Origin of the sequence: Pseudomonas sp. YNh (genome assembly GCF_037993085.1) — a bacterium.
Classification (GTDB): Bacteria; Pseudomonadota; Gammaproteobacteria; order Pseudomonadales; family Pseudomonadaceae; genus Aquipseudomonas; species Aquipseudomonas putida.
In genome coordinates, this window is record NZ_JBBMRJ010000005.1 from 298,319 (window position 1) to 314,277 (window position 15,959).

The 15,959-nt window shown below is 62.5% G+C and carries 13 protein-coding genes; 7 read left to right on the forward strand and 6 right to left on the reverse strand.

The features are described 5' to 3' along the window. Positions 1–2: 2 nt before the first annotated feature. The 3 genes from WF331_RS07170 to WF331_RS07180 are packed head-to-tail and all read right to left on the reverse strand — an operon-like array spanning position 3 to position 3,524. Positions 3–1,202 (reverse strand): LLM class flavin-dependent oxidoreductase, encoded by a 1,200-nt coding sequence (locus WF331_RS07170; protein WP_284362626.1) that lies wholly within the window; start codon positions 1,200–1,202, stop codon positions 3–5. 12 nt (positions 1,203–1,214) lie between these two features. Next, complete coding sequence (locus WF331_RS07175; RefSeq protein ID WP_284362624.1) at positions 1,215–2,438, reverse strand: lipase family protein; 1,224 nt, start codon at positions 2,436–2,438, stop codon at positions 1,215–1,217. Positions 2,439–2,450: 12 nt separating this feature from the next. After that, a complete protein-coding gene (locus WF331_RS07180; RefSeq protein ID WP_016500369.1) occupies positions 2,451–3,524 on the reverse strand; it encodes an ABC transporter substrate-binding protein in 1,074 nt (357 codons plus the stop codon). Positions 3,525–3,817: 293 nt separating this feature from the next. Here WF331_RS07180 and WF331_RS07185 point away from each other — a divergent pair, with 293 nt between their 5' ends. Continuing rightward, complete coding sequence (locus tag WF331_RS07185) at positions 3,818–4,876, forward strand: sigma-54 interaction domain-containing protein (RefSeq protein ID WP_016500368.1); 1,059 nt, start codon at positions 3,818–3,820, stop codon at positions 4,874–4,876. A gap of 143 nt (positions 4,877–5,019) precedes the next feature. Here WF331_RS07185 and ttdB read toward each other — a convergent pair whose 3' ends face one another. Genes ttdB through WF331_RS07200 form a run of 3 tightly spaced genes read right to left on the reverse strand, consistent with a single transcriptional unit; the run spans position 5,020 to position 7,909 of the window. Beyond that, positions 5,020–5,628 (reverse strand): L(+)-tartrate dehydratase subunit beta, encoded by a 609-nt coding sequence (gene ttdB, locus WF331_RS07190; protein ID WP_003259286.1) that lies wholly within the window; start codon positions 5,626–5,628, stop codon positions 5,020–5,022. Beyond that, entirely contained in the window at positions 5,625–6,524 is a 900-nt protein-coding gene (gene ttdA / locus WF331_RS07195) for a L(+)-tartrate dehydratase subunit alpha (protein WP_016500367.1), read from the reverse strand. Before ttdA ends, ttdB begins: the two co-directional genes overlap by 4 nt. 53 nt (positions 6,525–6,577) lie before the next feature. Beyond that, positions 6,578–7,909 (reverse strand): dicarboxylate/amino acid:cation symporter, encoded by a 1,332-nt coding sequence (locus WF331_RS07200; RefSeq protein WP_016500366.1) that lies wholly within the window; start codon positions 7,907–7,909, stop codon positions 6,578–6,580. Between the two features lie 194 nt (positions 7,910–8,103). Between WF331_RS07200 and WF331_RS07205 the strand changes: the two genes are divergently transcribed. The 6 genes from WF331_RS07205 (at position 8,104) to WF331_RS07230 (ending at position 15,878) form a co-directional block, all read left to right on the forward strand. Next, positions 8,104–9,015: a LysR substrate-binding domain-containing protein gene (locus WF331_RS07205; RefSeq protein ID WP_016500365.1), complete on the forward strand. Its 912-nt coding sequence runs from the start codon at positions 8,104–8,106 to the stop codon at positions 9,013–9,015. A gap of 152 nt (positions 9,016–9,167) precedes the next feature. After that, a complete protein-coding gene (locus WF331_RS07210; RefSeq protein WP_041167783.1) occupies positions 9,168–9,677 on the forward strand; it encodes a sigma-70 family RNA polymerase sigma factor in 510 nt (169 codons plus the stop codon). Between the two features lie 3 nt (positions 9,678–9,680). Continuing rightward, positions 9,681–10,628, forward strand: coding sequence for a FecR domain-containing protein (locus tag WF331_RS07215; protein ID WP_016500363.1), 948 nt, complete (start codon positions 9,681–9,683; stop codon positions 10,626–10,628). A 288-nt stretch (positions 10,629–10,916) separates the two neighbouring features. Further along, positions 10,917–13,403: a TonB-dependent siderophore receptor gene (locus tag WF331_RS07220; RefSeq protein WP_340622774.1), complete on the forward strand. Its 2,487-nt coding sequence runs from the start codon at positions 10,917–10,919 to the stop codon at positions 13,401–13,403. 59 nt (positions 13,404–13,462) lie between these two features. Further along, positions 13,463–13,948: an isochorismatase family cysteine hydrolase gene (locus WF331_RS07225; RefSeq protein WP_016500361.1), complete on the forward strand. Its 486-nt coding sequence runs from the start codon at positions 13,463–13,465 to the stop codon at positions 13,946–13,948. A gap of 79 nt (positions 13,949–14,027) precedes the next feature. Beyond that, a complete protein-coding gene (locus WF331_RS07230; protein ID WP_284398028.1) occupies positions 14,028–15,878 on the forward strand; it encodes a DUF3857 domain-containing transglutaminase family protein in 1,851 nt (616 codons plus the stop codon). Positions 15,879–15,959 lie beyond the last annotated feature (81 nt).

The following is a 15,959-nucleotide window of genomic DNA, read 5'->3' on the forward strand; positions in this document are numbered from 1 at the left end:
CGTCAGGCCCCGTTGCTGGCGTGCAGTTGCACGGGTTGGCCTGCGGGGCGGGCAATGGCTGCACGCTGCGCACGGAAGTGCGGCAGGATATGCTCGCCGATGCGATAGGCCTCCTCCAGATGCGGGTAGCCGGCGAGGAAGAACAGGTCGACACCGATGCTGTGGTACTCGCGGATACGCGCCACCACGTTGGCATAGCTGCCCACCAGCGCACAGCCCGGCGGGACGCCGATGTAGCCGAAGCCGGTCCACACATTGGGGTGGATGAAGAAGTCGTCGAACGCCTGCTGCTCGTCCTGGTCGCTGTAGCCGTGCTCGTAGCTCAGCTTGCGCGCGGTGCGCAGGCCGGCGTGGGCGGCGCGGGCCTTGACCGTGCCCTTGGCCACGCCTTCGTCGAAGAAACGCTTGGCCTCCGCCAGTGCGGCTGCTTCGGAGTCACGTGCGATCACGTCGATGGACAGGCCAAAGCGGATGTCGGTACGGCCCCACTTCAGCGCGCGGGCGCGGATGTCGGCGATTAGCGCGGCAATTTCGTCCGGGTGCTCGGCGCGCATCAGGTAGAAGTCGGCGTGCTTGGCGGCGAACTCCCGCGCTGCCACCGACGAGCCAGCGGTGCAGATCAGCGGCAGCTCGGCTTTTTTCAGCGGGCCGCGCAGGCCACCGCCTTCGGCGCGGTAGTAGGTACCTTCGTAGTGAAACTGCTCGTTGTGCCAATAGCCGCGCACCACGTCCATGAATTCGGTGGCACGGGCGTAGCGCTGGTCATGGTCTTCGAAGTCGCCAACCTGGCGCTGGATGGCATCGGAGCCGCCGTTGATGATGTTCCACACCAGGCGGTTGCCGGTGGCGCGCTGGTAGGTCGCGGCCTGTTGCACAGCCACCCACGGGGTGTAGTGATAGGGCTGGAACGCGGTGACGAATTTCAGCGTGCGGGTTTCCCGGGCCAGCAGCGAGCACACCGTCCATGGCTCTTCGCCGGTGGGGGCGTTGACCATCAGCGCGCCGCCAAAGCCGTTTATTTCAGCGGCGCGGGCGATTTGGCCGAGGTAGTCGATATAGGTGAAGTGATCACCCACGGCGAAACCCGACACCGCACCGGTACTGGGCCCACCCGCATGCCAGTCACCGCGGTTGCGCGGGTCGCCGGGGAGGAACTGGGTTTCGCCATGCAAGGGCAGGCGGGTGAAGAATTCGATGCTCATGGGCTGGCCTCCTTACTGGACGCTTGGGCTGCAATTGGGGGTAACTGGCTGGCCACTGATGACCTGGCGGGCGAAGGGGATCGAGTCCTTCAGCGAGGCATTCACCGTTTCGCTGTGGCCCAGGCCCTTGTACAGGTGGCCCTGCACCACCGAGCCGGCCTTGCAGGCGTCCTGCATCAGCGCCACCTGGGTGGCGGCGGCGGGGGTCTTGTCCTCGGCGCCGGTGCCGATGAAGATCGGCTGGGCCAGTTTCAGGGTCGGGTACGACACCTGCGCCAGCCATGGCTTGAGCTGGTCGCCCTTGTAGTCTTTCTTGGCGTTGGCCGGGGTCAGGCCTGTGCCGACCACGTCGCTGACCAAGGCTGACAGGCAGCTGGTGCGCGCCTGTTCGAACAGCGGCAAGGCTTTGTCGGTGTAGAAGTCGCGCGGGTCGATGCTCGGGTCGTACTGCTGCGCTGCCAGCAGGGTGTAGAAGCCATAGGCCAGGGCCGGGTCGACCTTGTCCGGGTCCTGTTCACCGACATTCTTCGAGCCCACGGTGTAGATCACCCCCGTGCCGATACTGCCCTTGACGCCCAGCTTGGGCGCATAGGTCGCCGCATAGGCACCCGCGGCAAAGGCCCCCGCGCCACCTTGCGACTGGCCTATGATCAGCACTTTGTCTGCCAGCCCTGGCACACCGGCTACCACAGCCTTGGCAGCATCGAGAATGCCGTAGGCCGCCATGCGGTTGTTCAGCAGCGGGTGGCCGCCCGGTACACCGAGGCCTTGGTAGTCGGTGGCGACGATGGCGTAGCCTTCATCGAGCCAGCGGTTGAGGTATTGCACGTCGCGGTAGCTGCGGCCAGCCCAGGACGGCGCGCAGATATCTGCCACGCCGACGGTGCCGTGGCCCCAGCTGGCGACCGGCCAGCCGCCAGCAGGTGCCTTGCCCTTGGGTATGAACAATGCGCCGGAAACCACGATCGGGGTCTTGCCGTCGATGCCATCCAGCGAGGTGTACAGAATGCGTTGCGCGCTGGCCGCATTGGGCAGGCTAAGCGCCTGGTCCAACGGCTCGCTGCGCAGCAGTTTCCCGGGAGTGGCGGGGATGGCCTTGCTCCAGGTGTAGAAGGCCGACACACGGCCATCGCCCTGCTGCGGGTCGGGTTTGGGCGCGTAGGTTTCGGCGGCCATGGCACCGACGGACAGGGCTAGGGCGCTGAGGCCGAAGACGAGCGAAGCAGGCAGTTTCATGGGTTAAGGCTCTCAAGGTTGTTGGCTGATCTGGGCGTCGAGGGACGGCCAGTAGTGGGTCAGTTGCAGGTCGATCAGCGCCTGGCGGGTAAAGCCCGTGGCCAGGTCGCTGGTGATGTCGTAGGGCGTTCGGATCAGCCGGTTGGCCAGGGCGTACTGGCCCAGGGCGTCGTAGTGGGCCTTGAGCTGGGCATCGCTTTTCGGCGCCCAGCGTGCCTTCCACGCGACCGGGTCGTCCTGGTCGTCCCGGCGCAGCACGCTTTCGCTCACACCGGCACGCGAAGACAACCCGTAGTAGGCGTCGCGGTTCTGCTCCTGGGAGATCCACCAGGCCGCGCGCACCCAGGCGGTGGCCACCAGTTGCGTCAGGTCGGCGTGCTGCTGCACGAAGCGGTCAGTGCCCCACAGGTCCGACACCAGCCGCCAGTCGTTGGCGCCTTGCTTGGTCGACCAGAGGATGCGCGCCACGCCTTTGTCTTCCAGGGCATAGGCTTCGTTGAGCAGCACGGCGGCGTCGACCTTGCCGGCGGACACCGCAGCGGCGCCTACTTGCGGGTTGAGGTTGGCGATCTTGAAATCACCGAGTGCCAGGCCCTGGCTTTGCAGGAAATTGCTGAAGGCGAACTCCCACGGGCGGCCGCGGTGCAAGGCCAGGCGCTTGCCTTTGAGGTCCTGGATGCTGCGCACCGTCGAGTTGCTCGGTACTACCAGGTAGATGTTGTTGCCGCTGCCACCCGGTACCACCAGCTTGCCCGGCACCTGGCCGGCACCAGCGATGACCGAAGGCAGGTCGCCGCGTACGGCAAAGTCCAGGCTGTCGTTGCTGAAGCCTTCGTTGATTTGCGGCCCGGCGCCGGCATGGGGCAGGGCGGTCCATTGCAGTTTCACGCCGCGGGCGGCCAGTTGCTGTTCCAGCCAGCCTTCTTCGATCACCCGCCCGGGGATGCCGCCGAACACCGGCGCTCCACCCTGGGTGAACGCGACAATGGCGATGCGCACCGCCGCCGGTGGCTCGGCTGCCAGCGCAGCCAGGCTGAGGAACAGGCCGCCCAGCAGGGCGAGGGCATGACGCCAGGGATTGTTCATGTGAAGCTCCAGGCAAAGGTTCTACAGGCCAGGAGCGAAATGCATGCCAGCATGCCTTAAATTGGCTGAAGCCCCCTATTTACAAGGCCTCCAGCCATGAACACGTTGGCGTGCGAGGAAAGGTCTGCTGATCGGCGAGCAGGGGAGTGCTGCCGGGTTGCTGCTGTGGCAGCAATGGGTTGCTGAAAATTTCAATATTCTTAATTCGAATATCTAAATATTAATTAATAATTTTTTGATCTAATTTGTTTCATGCACTATTGGCCTGCGCGTCAACTGCCAGGAATGCCCCTATGTCGCTGATCACCCACCCCAATGCCCGCGAGCTGACCAAGTCGGTACGTGCCACCGTGCTCGTGTTCAAGGACCCGCGCTCCCAGGAACTGCTCAGCCGCATCGAGCGCCTGGCGCCCAGCGAGGCCAATACCCTGATCATCGGCGAAACCGGCACCGGCAAGGAGCTGGTTGCGCGGCATATTCACCACCTCAGCCGCCGTGGGCGTGAACCCTTCGTGGCCGTGAACTGCGGTGCCTTTGCCGAAACCCTGGTGGAGAGCGAGCTGTTCGGCCACGAGAAAGGCGCGTTTACAGGCGCCACCAGCAACAAGGCCGGCTGGTTCGAAGCGGCCAATGGCGGCACACTGTTCCTTGATGAGATCGGCGACCTGCCGCTGAACATGCAGGTGAAGTTGCTGCGGGTGCTGCAGGAGCGTGAAGTGGTGCGCCTCGGCTCACGCACGCCGATCCCGATCAACGTGCGGCTGGTGGCGGCGACCAACGTCAACCTGGCCGATGCGGTGGTGGCGGGGCACTTTCGTGAAGACCTGTTCTACCGCTTGCATGTGGCGACGATTCGCTTGCCGCCGCTGCGCGAGCGGCCGGGGGACATCCTGCCGCTGGCGGAATTCTTCATCGAGGAACATTGCCGACGCCTGGGTTACGAGCGTGCTTCGTTGAGCCCGGATGCCGAACGTAAATTGCTGGCGCATAGTTGGCCGGGCAACATCCGCGAGCTGGAGAATGCCATTCACCATGCGTTGCTGGTGTGCCGGTATCAGGTGGTGGCGCCAGCGGACCTGCACCTGGTCGATATGCGGCCACAGGTGTCGGCGCCGGTTGCGCATGCGTATCTGCCTGCAGCGGGCGCAGCACCGCCTGACCTGGAAAGCGCGTTGCTGGCGCTGTTCGAGCAGAATGTGCCGAATTTGTATGAGCACATCGAGGAGACGGTGTTCAGGGCGGCGTATCGGTATTGCCACGGCAACCAGTTGCAGACAGGGCGGTTGCTTAACATCAGCCGCAACATCGTGCGGGCGCGGCTGGAGAAGATTGGCGAACTGTCGAAGGCTTGATTTGCTTGTCTTGGGGCTGCTTCGCGGCCCATCGCCGGCAAGCCAGGCTCCCACAGGGACTGCATATGCCCTGAGGCTCATACGATCGGGGTGGGAGCTGGCTTGCCGGCGATGGGCCGCACAGCGGCCCGAAAGTGGCTTGGTTATTTGATGAAGCGCACCTGGCTGTTGATCTTCTCGATCACTGCCCCTTTACGTTCGTTGAAGCGGGCCTTGTTCTGCTCGAACAGGTTGTTGCCCTTGGTATCGATGGAGATGATCAGCGGCCCGAACTCGCGAACACGGTTCACCCAAAGGGTCTCCGGCATGCCCAGGTCCTGCCACTCCGCACGCTCTATCTCTTCCACCTGGGTTGCAGCCAGCACTGCGCAACCGCCCGGGAACACCGCATGCACCGCCTTGTTTTCCAGGCAGCCGGTGGTGGTTTCCGGCCCCATGCCACCTTTGCCGACAATCAGCTTCACACCGGTCTGCTCGATGAACTGCTTCTCGAACTTTTCCATGCGCATGCTGGTGGTCGGGCCAATGGAAACCATCTCGAAGCTGCCATCATCCTTCTTCCTGACGATGGGGCCTGCATGGAAAATCGCACCGCCACGCAGGTCAACCGGCAGTTCGCGGCCCAATTCGATGAGGCGCCGGTGTGCCACGTCACGGCAGGTCACCAGTTGGCCGGTGAGGTAGACGACGTCACCGACGTTGAGGTTGGCCAGGTCTTCGTCGCTGATCGGTGTGCTCAGGATCTTTTTCACAGTACTACCCCTTCGTGCGAGAGGATGTCGTAGGTCAGGTCGGCGTTGATGCGGATCTTGCCGCGGCGGTGCGCCCAGCAACCGGTGGACACTGCCACGCCGATGGTGGAGGGGTGGCGGGCCGAGGACTCGATGTTCACGCCCATTACGCTGCTGTTGCCGGTGAGCCCCTGCGGGCCGATGCCGATTTCGTTCAGCCCGTCCTCCAGCAGCTTTTCCATCATTGCTGCGCTTTCGTTGGGGTGGCTGGAGTCCACCTCGCGCAGGATGGCCTTCTTCGACAGGCGTGCTGCTGTCTCTACCGAGGTCGAAACCCCTACCCCCACCAGCAACGGCGGGCAGGCGTTGACCCCGCGAGAGGTAATCACATCGAAAACGAACTCGGTCACCCCTTCATAGCCTTGCCCCGGCATCAGCACCTTGGCCGAACCTGGCAAGGTGCAGCCGCCACCGGCCATGTACACATCGACGATGGCGTAGTCGGCATCGGGGATGATTTCCCAGTCCAGCCACGGGATTTTCGAGCCCGTGTTGGTGCCGGTGTTCTTCTCGATGAAGGTTTCCACCGCGTTGTGGCGCAACGGTCCCTGGATGGTGGCTTCCTTGGTGGCGTTTTCGAGGATGCTTTCCATCTCACCCAGCAGCGGGAAGCGCGCCCCGGCCGAGACGAAGTACTGGATCACGCCGGTATCCTGGCAACTGGGCCGGTTGAGCTTGTCGGCGTACTCCTGGTTGTCGGCCATCGAGTCGTACACGGCGATGGCCAGCGGGTTGGTTTCGGCGGCGCGCAACTTGGCGGTCTTTTCCTTCACGTCTTTGGGCAGGCGTTTGCCGATATAGGCGGTGAACTTGGCCATCACGTCGGTAAGCGATGACACGGCGGTTTCTTTGTCCATGATTATTTCCTCACTGCATCACAAGGCGGGTTCTTTTTGCTGTTATCGAAAGGTCAGGGTGTGGGCGTGCCGGCCTCCAGTTGTGCAAGGGCAGGGCGGGTATCGGTGGGTTGTGGTTCTGCCGGTAGCTGGCCGTCCAGGGCCTGGGCCATGCGTTGCTTGTCCAGTGCACCGACCCAGTTGGCGATAGCCACGGTGCCGACGGCATTGCCGATGGTGTTGGTGATGGCGCGGGCTTCGGACATGAAGCGGTCCACGCCCAGCAGCAGCACCATGCCGGCCACCGGGATGTTGTCCATGGTCGCCAGGGTTGCGGCCAAGGTGATGAAGCCCGAACCGGTCACCCCTGCGGAGCCCTTGGAAGTGAGCAGCAGCACACCGAGCACGAGCAGTTGGTCCATCAGGGTCAACGGGGTGTTGGTGGCCTGGGCGATGAAGATGGCGGCCATGGTGTAGTAGATGCACTGGCCATCCGGGTTGAAGGTAAGGCCCGAGGGGATCACCAGGCCCACCACCGGTTTGGACACGCCGACCTTTTCCAGCTTGTTCATCAGTTGTGGCACCACCGATTCGGACGAGCTGGTGCCCAGCACCGTGAACAGCTCTTCCTTCAGGTACTTGAGGAACTTCCACAAGTTGAAGCCGGACAACCTGGCAATGGTGCCCAGCACGATCACCACGAACAGGAAGCAGGTCAGGTACATGGTTGCCATCAGCTTGCCCAACGACACGATGGAGCCCAGGCCGTATTTGCCGACGGTGAAGGCCATGGCGCCGCAGGCGGCCAGCGGGGCTACACGCATGATCATGCCGACGATGAAGAACATGCCGTGCGAGAACGCCTCCAGCACATCCACCATGGGCTTGCCACGAGGACCGAGGTGCGAGAGGGCGATGCCGAACAGGGTGCTGAACAGCAGGATCGGCAGGATTTCGTTCTTGGCGAAGGCGTCGGTCACGCTACCGGGTATCACATGCAGCATGAAGTCGATGAAGCCGCCGCTGTTCCCGGCTGCGGCAGCGGTGTAGGTCGAGATGCTCTTGGCGTCGAGGGTGGCAGGGTCGACGTTCATGCCTTGGCCGGGCTGTACGATGTTGACCACCACCAACCCCAGTACCAGGGCAAAGGTGGACAGCACTTCGAAGTAGATCAGCGCGCGCACACCCACGCGGCCGAGTTCCTTCATGTTTTCCATCTTGGCGATGCCCAGCACCACTGTGGCGAAGATGATGGGGGCGAAGACCATCTTGATCAGTTTGATGAAGGCGTCGCCGATGGGCTTCAAGTCTGCGCCCACCTGGGGCCAGAACACCCCGATCAGCACCCCGAGGGTTACGCCGATCAATACCTGTACGTAAAGCTTGCCGAACAATCGCTTGGCCATTGCCGTCTCCGAATTATTGTTGTGAGTCGGATTTATCTGGCGGCCGGGCTGATCGTGGGGTGCAGGTCACACCTGGCCTTGGCGGCCGAAAAGCCCAGCTTCTTTGTGGTTAATCACGCAGGGCAAAAGGTAATGGTTTTTCAAAAATGCTGTAATACAATGAAATTCAACTCATTGTTTCCCTCAGGTTAATTATGAATCCGGTATCGGAGCTGGCGTTCTTCACCCAACTGATCAGGGTGGGCAGCCTGGCGGGTACTGCGCGCGAACTGAACCTGACACCGCCCGCAGTCTCCAAGCGCCTGGCGCAGCTGGAACAGCGCCTGGGTGTGCGCCTGCTTAACCGCACAACACGCAGCATCAGCCTTACCGCCGAGGGCGAGACCTACCTGGTGAATGCCCGGCGGATACTGGGTGAGATCGAGGAAATGGAGCGCCAGGTGTCCAGCAGCCGTGCCGAGCCCAAGGGCCTGCTACGGGTCAATGCGCCGCTGGGTTTTGGTCGTACGCATGTGGGGCCGGCAGTGTCGTCGTTTGCCAGGCGCTACCCCGAGGTGGAGGTGCAGTTGCACCTCACCGACCGCCCAATCGCCCTGCCGAACGACGCTATCGATGTGGCCATCCGCTTTGGTGAGCTGCCTGATTCGCGTCTGATCGCGCGCAAGATCGCTGCCAACCGCCGCCGGTTGTGCGCGGCGCCCGGTTACCTGGAGGCCCACGGCACCCCAGAAGCGCCAAAAGACCTGGCCAGCCACAACTGCATCGTGTTGCGCCAGAACGATGCCGCGTTCGGCATCTGGCGGCTCAGCCGTGGCAAGCAGAGCGAGTCGGTGAAAGTGCGCGGCAGCCTGAGCACAAACGATGGCGAGGTCGCCCTGAACTGGGCCCTCGATGGGCAAGGCATCCTGATGCGGGCCGAGTGGAACCTGGCTGACCACCTGCGCAGTGGGCGGCTGGTGGAAGTGCTGGGTGACTACCACACCCCGCCCGCGGACATTTATGCGGTGTACCTGGAGCGCCTGAACCTGTCGGCCAAGGTGTCGTGCTTCGTTGAGCACTTGAGAACGTTCTTCCGACAGGGAGAAACTCTGGCTGCGTGGCAGTGAGCCGATTTGCCGATGGCGTGTGGTCGGCTCAGCATACTAAGGCTTGCCGAAAACCTTGGTTTCCCATGACCGCTGCGCAAAGCAATTGCGAAATCCGGTCAGACTCGGGTTAAATGAGAGTCATTATTAAAGACGCTCTGATCGGTTCTACCATGTCCTATGCTGACCCTTCCCTGCAAAAAGCCGTGCACACGCTCTACGAGGACCATCATTCCTGGCTGTGCGGCTGGCTGCGCAGCAAGCTCGGGTGCATGGAGCATGCGGCCGACCTGGCCCAGGACACGTTCATACGGGTGCTGACCCTGCGCAAGGCCGCGGAGCTGCAACAGCCACGGGCTTATCTGAGCAGCGTGGCCCGCAGCCTGATGATCGACATGTTCCGGCGCCGTGCCGTGGAGCAGGCCTACCTGGAAACCCTCGCGGCACGGCCCGAGCAGGTAGAGGTTTCGCCCGAGGCGCGCCTGCTGATCATCGAGACCCTGCTGGAAATTGATCGGCTCCTCGACGGCTTGGGCACGCGTACCCGCGAGATCTTCCTCATGGCCCAGCTCGATGGCCTGAGCTATGTGGAAATCGCGCGGCGCCTGGATGTTTCGCTCACTACCGTCAAAAAGCATGCAGTGCGGGCGCTGACCCATTGCCTGATGCTGGCCGAGGCGTGAACGATGGCGGGGGCTGAACCGTTGGACCGCAATACCCTGGAGGCTGCCGCACGCTGGTATGTCGAGCTGCGCTGCCAAGCGGATGACAGCACGCGAGCGGCGCATCAGCGCTGGTTGTTGAGTGACCCGCGACACCTGCAGGCCTGGGAGCGCCTGGCACGTTTGCAGGGCAAGCTGGCGCAGGTCACACCCGGTATTGCACGGCCAACGTTAAGCAGCGCCAGGGCCAAGCGGCGTGAGGTACTCAAGGTGCTGTCGGTGCTGCTGGTCGCGGGCGCGACAGGGGGTGTGGTGCTGCGTGATGGCGGAGTTGCGCGGTTGATGGCCGACGTGCGCACAGGCGTTGGCGAGCAGCGTTCGTTGCGGCTGGACGATGGCAGCCAGTTGCAATTGAACACCGACACTGCTGTTGATATTCGCTACGACGGCCAGTGGCGCGCACTTGAGTTGCTTAAAGGGGAGATCCTGGTGCAGACCGCATCGGATGCATTATCCCGCCCGTTCATCGTGCATACCGGCCAGGGGAGTGTCCGCGCACTGGGTACGCGTTTTATCGTGCGCTGCGACGCCGACGTTACTCGGGTGTGCGTGCTGCAGCATGCGGTGCAAGTGCGCAGTGCACAGAGCTTGGCGGCTGTGCGGGTAGAGGCCGGGCAACAGTTGCAATTCAGTACCGAAAAGATGGGCAACGTGACACCGCTAGCGGTGATGGCAGACGCCTGGTCCCGCGAGATGTTGATCGTGGATGACTGGCGCCTCGCTGATGTCGTGAGCGAGCTGCAGCGGTATCGGCCCGGGTACCTGGGCTGCGATGAGGCCGTGGGCGGGTTGCGACTGTCCGGGGCGTTTCACTTGGGCGACATCGATATCGTCCTGGAAAACCTGACCACCACGCTGCCTGTGCGCATTCGTCGCTTCAGCCGCTACTGGACGCGCGTCGAGGCTGCCTGAAGCCTGATGCCGGTAGTTGAGCATTTTAGGGCTGCTGCGCAGCCCATCGCCGGCCAGCCGGGCTCCCACAGGTACAGTGCAATGCTTGAGGGCTGCTCCGTACCTGTGGGAGCCCGGCTTGCCGGCGATGGGCCGCAACGCGGCCCCAAAATGCTTGATTGAGTGTCATGGCCTGAAGGCCGGCGATTTTTTTGCCTGGGGGGTTATCGATTGTCGTTCTCGTTCGACTTGTAGGTAGACGCGCACCAAGCGCAATGAAAAAACTGCCGCAGGGCGAAAGGAAACCGCATGCTCGCTGTCAACGATTGCAACCGCATCTTCTTGATCAACTCGACCAAAACCAGACTGGCGCGTGCAGTGCATCGCGCATTGTTCAGTGTGGTGCTGGCCGCGCCATTGGCAACGTTGATGGTCGTCAGCCCTGCGGTTGCGCAAAGCCAGGCTGAAGCTTCGTTTGACATCGCCGCCGGCCCGCTGGCCACGGCGCTTACCCAATTTGCTTCGGCAGCGGGGGTAACGGTGTCCTTTGAACCGTCTTCGGTGCAGGCGCTGAAGTCGCCCGGCCTGCATGGCCGCTACAGCCCCGATGCCGGGCTGCGTCAGTTGCTGGCGGGTAACCGGTTGCAGGTGTTGAAGCAGGCCAATGGCAGCTACTCGCTGCTGCCCATGGTCGGTGACGATTCGACCCTGCAGCTTGATACCACCAGCGTGACCGGCGCGGCCTTGGAGTCCGCCTATGGGCCGGTGAATGGCTACGTTGCCAGCCGCAGTGCCACCGGCACCAAGACTGACACGCCCATCCTGGAGATCCCCCAGGCCATCAACGTGGTCACCGCCGACCAGGTGCAGGCCCAAGGCGCGCGCAACCTGACCCAGGCGCTGCGCTACACCCCGGGCCTGGCCACCGGTGGCTTTACCGATCGCAACAGCATTGCCGACGAAATCACCAGCCGCGGGTTTGCCCCGACCCCGCTCTACCTGGACGGCGCGTACCTGCCGTATGCCGGTAGCCTTGGGGGCGCACCTCAGATCGACCCCTACACGCTGGAGCGTATCGAAGTGCTCAAAGGCCCTTCTTCGGTGCTGTACGGGCAAAACCAGCCGGGCGGGCTGATCAACATGGTCTCCAAGCGACCCACCCGCGAGCAGCGTAACCAGGTGAAGCTTGGCGCTGGCAGCTACAACCGGGTCAACGGTGCCTTCGATACCAGCGGCCCGCTGGACGAGCAGAAGGCGTTTACCTATCGCCTGGTCGGCGTCGCCGACAAAGGCAACGAGATGGTCGCTCACTCGCACAGCGAGCGCTTGTTGCTGGCGCCGAGCCTGACCTGGGCGCCAAATGAAGACACGTCCCTGACGCTGCTCGCCCAAATCCAGCGTGATGATGGCCTGCCCGATTATCAGACGTTGCCGATGATCGGCTCGCTCAAGCGTGGCCCGACAGGCCAGCATATCGACCGAGACTTCTTTTCGGGGGACTCGCGGTACAACGATTACAAGCGCAACCAGTATATTTTTGGCTATGACTTCAGCCACCGTTTCAACGAAGACCTGGCCTGGCGCTCAACGGCGCGATACACCGATGTGCGCGACCGCTACAGAGGCTTCTACCTGCGCAGCTTTGTGACGGATGGCGATGTGGTCGACTACACCCGCGCCAACCGGGTCAAGCTTGACTGGCGCCAGCACAACATCGCCTACACCATCGATAACAACCTGGAGTACACCTTTGACACGGGCGCACTGCGGCACACCTTGCTGGCCGGCGCGGACTACCGTCACTTCTCGCGCAAGTACGATGGTTACAACGCCTACAACGTGTTGCCGGTCGACCTGTATGGCAAGAACAACTACCCCACCAGCAACGTAACGCCGGTGCTGGATACCCGTTGGGACAACACCCTGCGCCAGACGGGGCTGTACGTGCAGGACCAGATCAAGCTGGACAACTGGATCCTGACGGTAGGCGGGCGCCAGGACTGGGCGGAAGTCGACAACAAGGATCTGCTGGCGCACAGCATTGCCTCCCAACGCGACACCAAGTTCACCGGGCGCATCGGCCTTACCTATGTCACCGAGTTTGGCCTGGCGCCGTATGTCAGCTATTCCCAGTCGTTCTTGCCAACCGTGGGCACGGCAGCGCCCGAGCGCGGTGGCAAGGCGTTCGAGCCAAGCGAAGGCGAGCAATACGAGGTGGGGCTGAAGTACCAGCCTGTCGACGGTACCTTGTTCACGGCTTCGGTGTTCCAGGTGAAACAGAAGAACATGCTGACCGGCGATACCGAGTACCCGCAGTACCAGACGCAAAATGGCGAGGTGCGCTCGCGTGGTGTGGAGCTGGAGCTCAAATCCAGCATCGAGAATGTCGATGTACTGGCCGCGGCCACCTACATCGACTCGTTCTATACCAAAAGCACCTATGGCGACCAGGGCAACCGCAATGAGGCGCAGGCCCCGGTGTCTGCCACATTGTGGGTGGATTACCACTTCACCCAGGCCACTCTCAATGGCCTGACGTTTGGCGCCGGCGCACGTTACACCGGCCGCAAGCAGGGTAACTCGGCCAATACCTTCGAAGTACCGGCTTATGCCGTGTATGACGCCACCGTCAGCTACGATCTTGCCAAGCTCGACCCAAGCCTGCGCGGCCTGCAGGCCAGCGTGAATGTGCAAAACATCTTCGATCGCGAGTACGTATCCGACTGCAACTATGCGTTCGGCTGCTATTACGGACAGGAGCGGGTTGCGTCGGTAGAGATGACCTACGACTGGTGATCAAGCCCCCGCGCCACGCGGTATACTCCGCGCCATTTTGCCAATGGCGGGAGAACGCTATGCGCCAGGTTTTGCTCATCGTCGATGTCCAGTCCACCTTCAGCCCGCCCGAGTGGCTGGTCGATGGCTTGCGGCGGTTGTCAGCGAACATTCCTACCATTGCCTCGGTCGAGTTGCACGACGAACAGGTCACGCCGTTCGAGCGGCAGCTCGGCTGGCACCCGGCGGCCGAGGACGAAAGCCTGGTCGAGGCCGACCAGGTGTTCATCAAGCATGGCTACGGGCAGAGCGCCGAAGCCATCGAGTACATCAGGCAACTGGGTGTGGAGCGGGTGCTGGTGTGTGGGCTGCAGACCGAAACCTGTGTGCTGGCCGCTGGCTTTGCCCTGTTCGATGCGGGGCTGACGCCCACCCTGGTGACGGACATGACGGTAGGGTCTTCGCTGGACCGGTCCGCCAAGCTGGGTATCGAACTGTGGCAGCATCACTTCCGCCAGGTCACGACCTCGGCTGAAGTGCTGGCCGAACTGGCGGGACAACGCTAAAGACTATTGTCACTTTGCCATCATGCGGCGCCAATGCGTATCATTGTCGATTGCATTCCGCTGATCGAGAAGGATCTCCATGCTTAAAAAGCCATACCTGGCAGCTGTTCTGCTGCCTGTCACAATGCTCTGGGCGGGCCTTGCCCACGCCTTTACCGATGGTATCGACCGTTCAATCACCCTGGAAAAGGTCGCGCAGACGTTCGTCGTGCAGAAGGACGGCAGCTTCCGTCTTGATGTCGACAGCGTCATGCTGATCAACGAAGAACGCGCCATCAAGACCAATGCCCAGCACCCGGTAAGCTACAACCGTTCGCTGGAGACGCTGGAGGTGGTCGAGGCCTACACGCAAAAGCCCGACGGCCGCAAAGTGCAGGTGGATGCCGCGCACATCAAGGAGCAGCAGGAGCAGGCTTCTGCGCAGGCGCCGATGTTCCAGGACTCGGTCAACAAGGTGGTCATCTTCCCCGAGGTTGCGGTGGGGGACCGGCTGGTGCTGCGTTATCAACGTAACCGCGCTACGCCGCTTTTCCCTGGGCAGTTCGAAGACATCACCGTGCCGCAGTTCTACCCGGTCGGGCAGTTTTCGCTGACCTACGACCTGCCCCAGGGCATGCCGCTGCAGGCCGATGCCCGTGGTTTCAAGGCGTCGTCACCCGCCAGCGGGGAAGGGCGCACGGTGTATCGCTGGGACTATGTACCGGCGGCGCGGGCGCGGATCGAGACAGGTGCAGTGTCGTACCTGGACTACGGCCACTACCTGGCGGTTTCGACGTTCTCCGGCTTCAAGGACTTCGCCCAGGCCTACCAGGCCAGGGCCACGGTCGAGGTCACTCCGCAGATCAGTGAACTGGCGAAGCGCCTGACGGCCGGCTTGCCCACCGCGCGGGAAAAGGCGCTGACCCTCAGTGACTGGGTACGCGAGAACATCCGCTATGTGGCGGTGTACGTTAGCGCTGGCGGGGTGGTACCGCATGCCGCGCAAACCGTACTGGACAACCGCTACGGGGACTGCAAGGACCATGTTGCGCTGCTGGAGGCGCTGCTGGGCGCGGCAGGCATCAAGAGCACCCCGGCGCTGGTGAACCAGGGCACTGCCTATGTGTTCCCCAAAGTGCCGACCTTGGGTGTGCTGAACCATGTCATCACCTATGTGCCGGGCCTGGACTTGTACCTGGACTCGACTGACCCATCGGTTGCTGCCGGTTACCTGCCGTTGACCGTGCTGAACAAGCGAGTGCTGCTGACTGCCACTGGTGAGTTTGGCAAAACCCCGGCCATGCAACTGAACCAGGTTTCCAGTGACTTGCTGTTCAAGGTCAAGACCGATGGTGGTGCCGACTTCACCAATGTTTCGACGGTGAAGGGCTGGGCCAGCGAGATGAGCCGCTTCGGCTTGAAGTTGATGAAACCGGAAGACCGGGAAATGCTGGTCGAAAGGGTGCTGGCCGCCTATGGGCAGCGTGGCAGTGGTTCGATCAAGATCGAGCCGCCCACCGCCAACGGCGACTTTGTCAGCAATGTGGATGGGCACACGGAAAACCTGGTCAACCTGCCGGGGCCGGTGGGTGTGGCGACCCTTACCAGCCTGGCGGGCGGTATCTCGCAGAACGTCTACAGCTTCACCCTGGAGAAGGAACGCAGCCAGAGCTTCGTGTGCATTGGCAACGACACGGTGGAGACCTCGCGCTTCGAGTTCCCCGCCCAGGTCAACGTGCTGGCAATCCCGAAACCTGTGAAGCTGCATGACGGCAATGTCGACTACAGTGCGCGTTATTCCCAAGAGGGCAACGCAGTGTTGGTGGAGCGGCGTTTCAAGTTCAGCCACCCGGATGTAGTCTGCTCGCCGGAGGACTTTACGGCCATGAAACCGGCGCTGGAGGCAATGATCCGCGACCTGCAAAGCCAGATCATCGTGCAGGCAGGGTAGCTCTGACACCGGCCGGTCAAGCAATCAGGGCCGCTTTGCGGCCCATCGCCGGCAAGCCAGCTCCCACAGGCCCAGCGCAGG

Excerpts from the sequence above, each read along its gene's own strand:
- WF331_RS07170 (WP_284362626.1), bottom strand. The coding sequence starts at position 1,202 with ATGAGCATCGAATTCTTCACCCGCCTGCCCTTGCATGGCGAAACCCAG.
- WF331_RS07175 (WP_284362624.1), bottom strand. The coding sequence starts at position 2,438 with ATGAAACTGCCTGCTTCGCTCGTCTTCGGCCTCAGCGCCCTAGCCCTG.
- WF331_RS07180 (WP_016500369.1), bottom strand. The coding sequence starts at position 3,524 with ATGAACAATCCCTGGCGTCATGCCCTCGCCCTGCTGGGCGGCCTGTTC.
- WF331_RS07185 (WP_016500368.1), top strand. The coding sequence starts at position 3,818 with ATGTCGCTGATCACCCACCCCAATGCCCGCGAGCTGACCAAGTCGGTA.
- ttdA (WP_016500367.1), bottom strand. The coding sequence starts at position 6,524 with ATGGACAAAGAAACCGCCGTGTCATCGCTTACCGACGTGATGGCCAAG.
- WF331_RS07200 (WP_016500366.1), bottom strand. The coding sequence starts at position 7,909 with ATGGCCAAGCGATTGTTCGGCAAGCTTTACGTACAGGTATTGATCGGC.
- WF331_RS07205 (WP_016500365.1), top strand. The coding sequence starts at position 8,104 with ATGAATCCGGTATCGGAGCTGGCGTTCTTCACCCAACTGATCAGGGTG.
- WF331_RS07210 (WP_041167783.1), top strand. The coding sequence starts at position 9,168 with ATGTCCTATGCTGACCCTTCCCTGCAAAAAGCCGTGCACACGCTCTAC.
- WF331_RS07215 (WP_016500363.1), top strand. The coding sequence starts at position 9,681 with ATGGCGGGGGCTGAACCGTTGGACCGCAATACCCTGGAGGCTGCCGCA.
- WF331_RS07220 (WP_340622774.1), top strand. The coding sequence starts at position 10,917 with ATGCTCGCTGTCAACGATTGCAACCGCATCTTCTTGATCAACTCGACC.
- WF331_RS07225 (WP_016500361.1), top strand. The coding sequence starts at position 13,463 with ATGCGCCAGGTTTTGCTCATCGTCGATGTCCAGTCCACCTTCAGCCCG.
- WF331_RS07230 (WP_284398028.1), top strand. The coding sequence starts at position 14,028 with ATGCTTAAAAAGCCATACCTGGCAGCTGTTCTGCTGCCTGTCACAATG.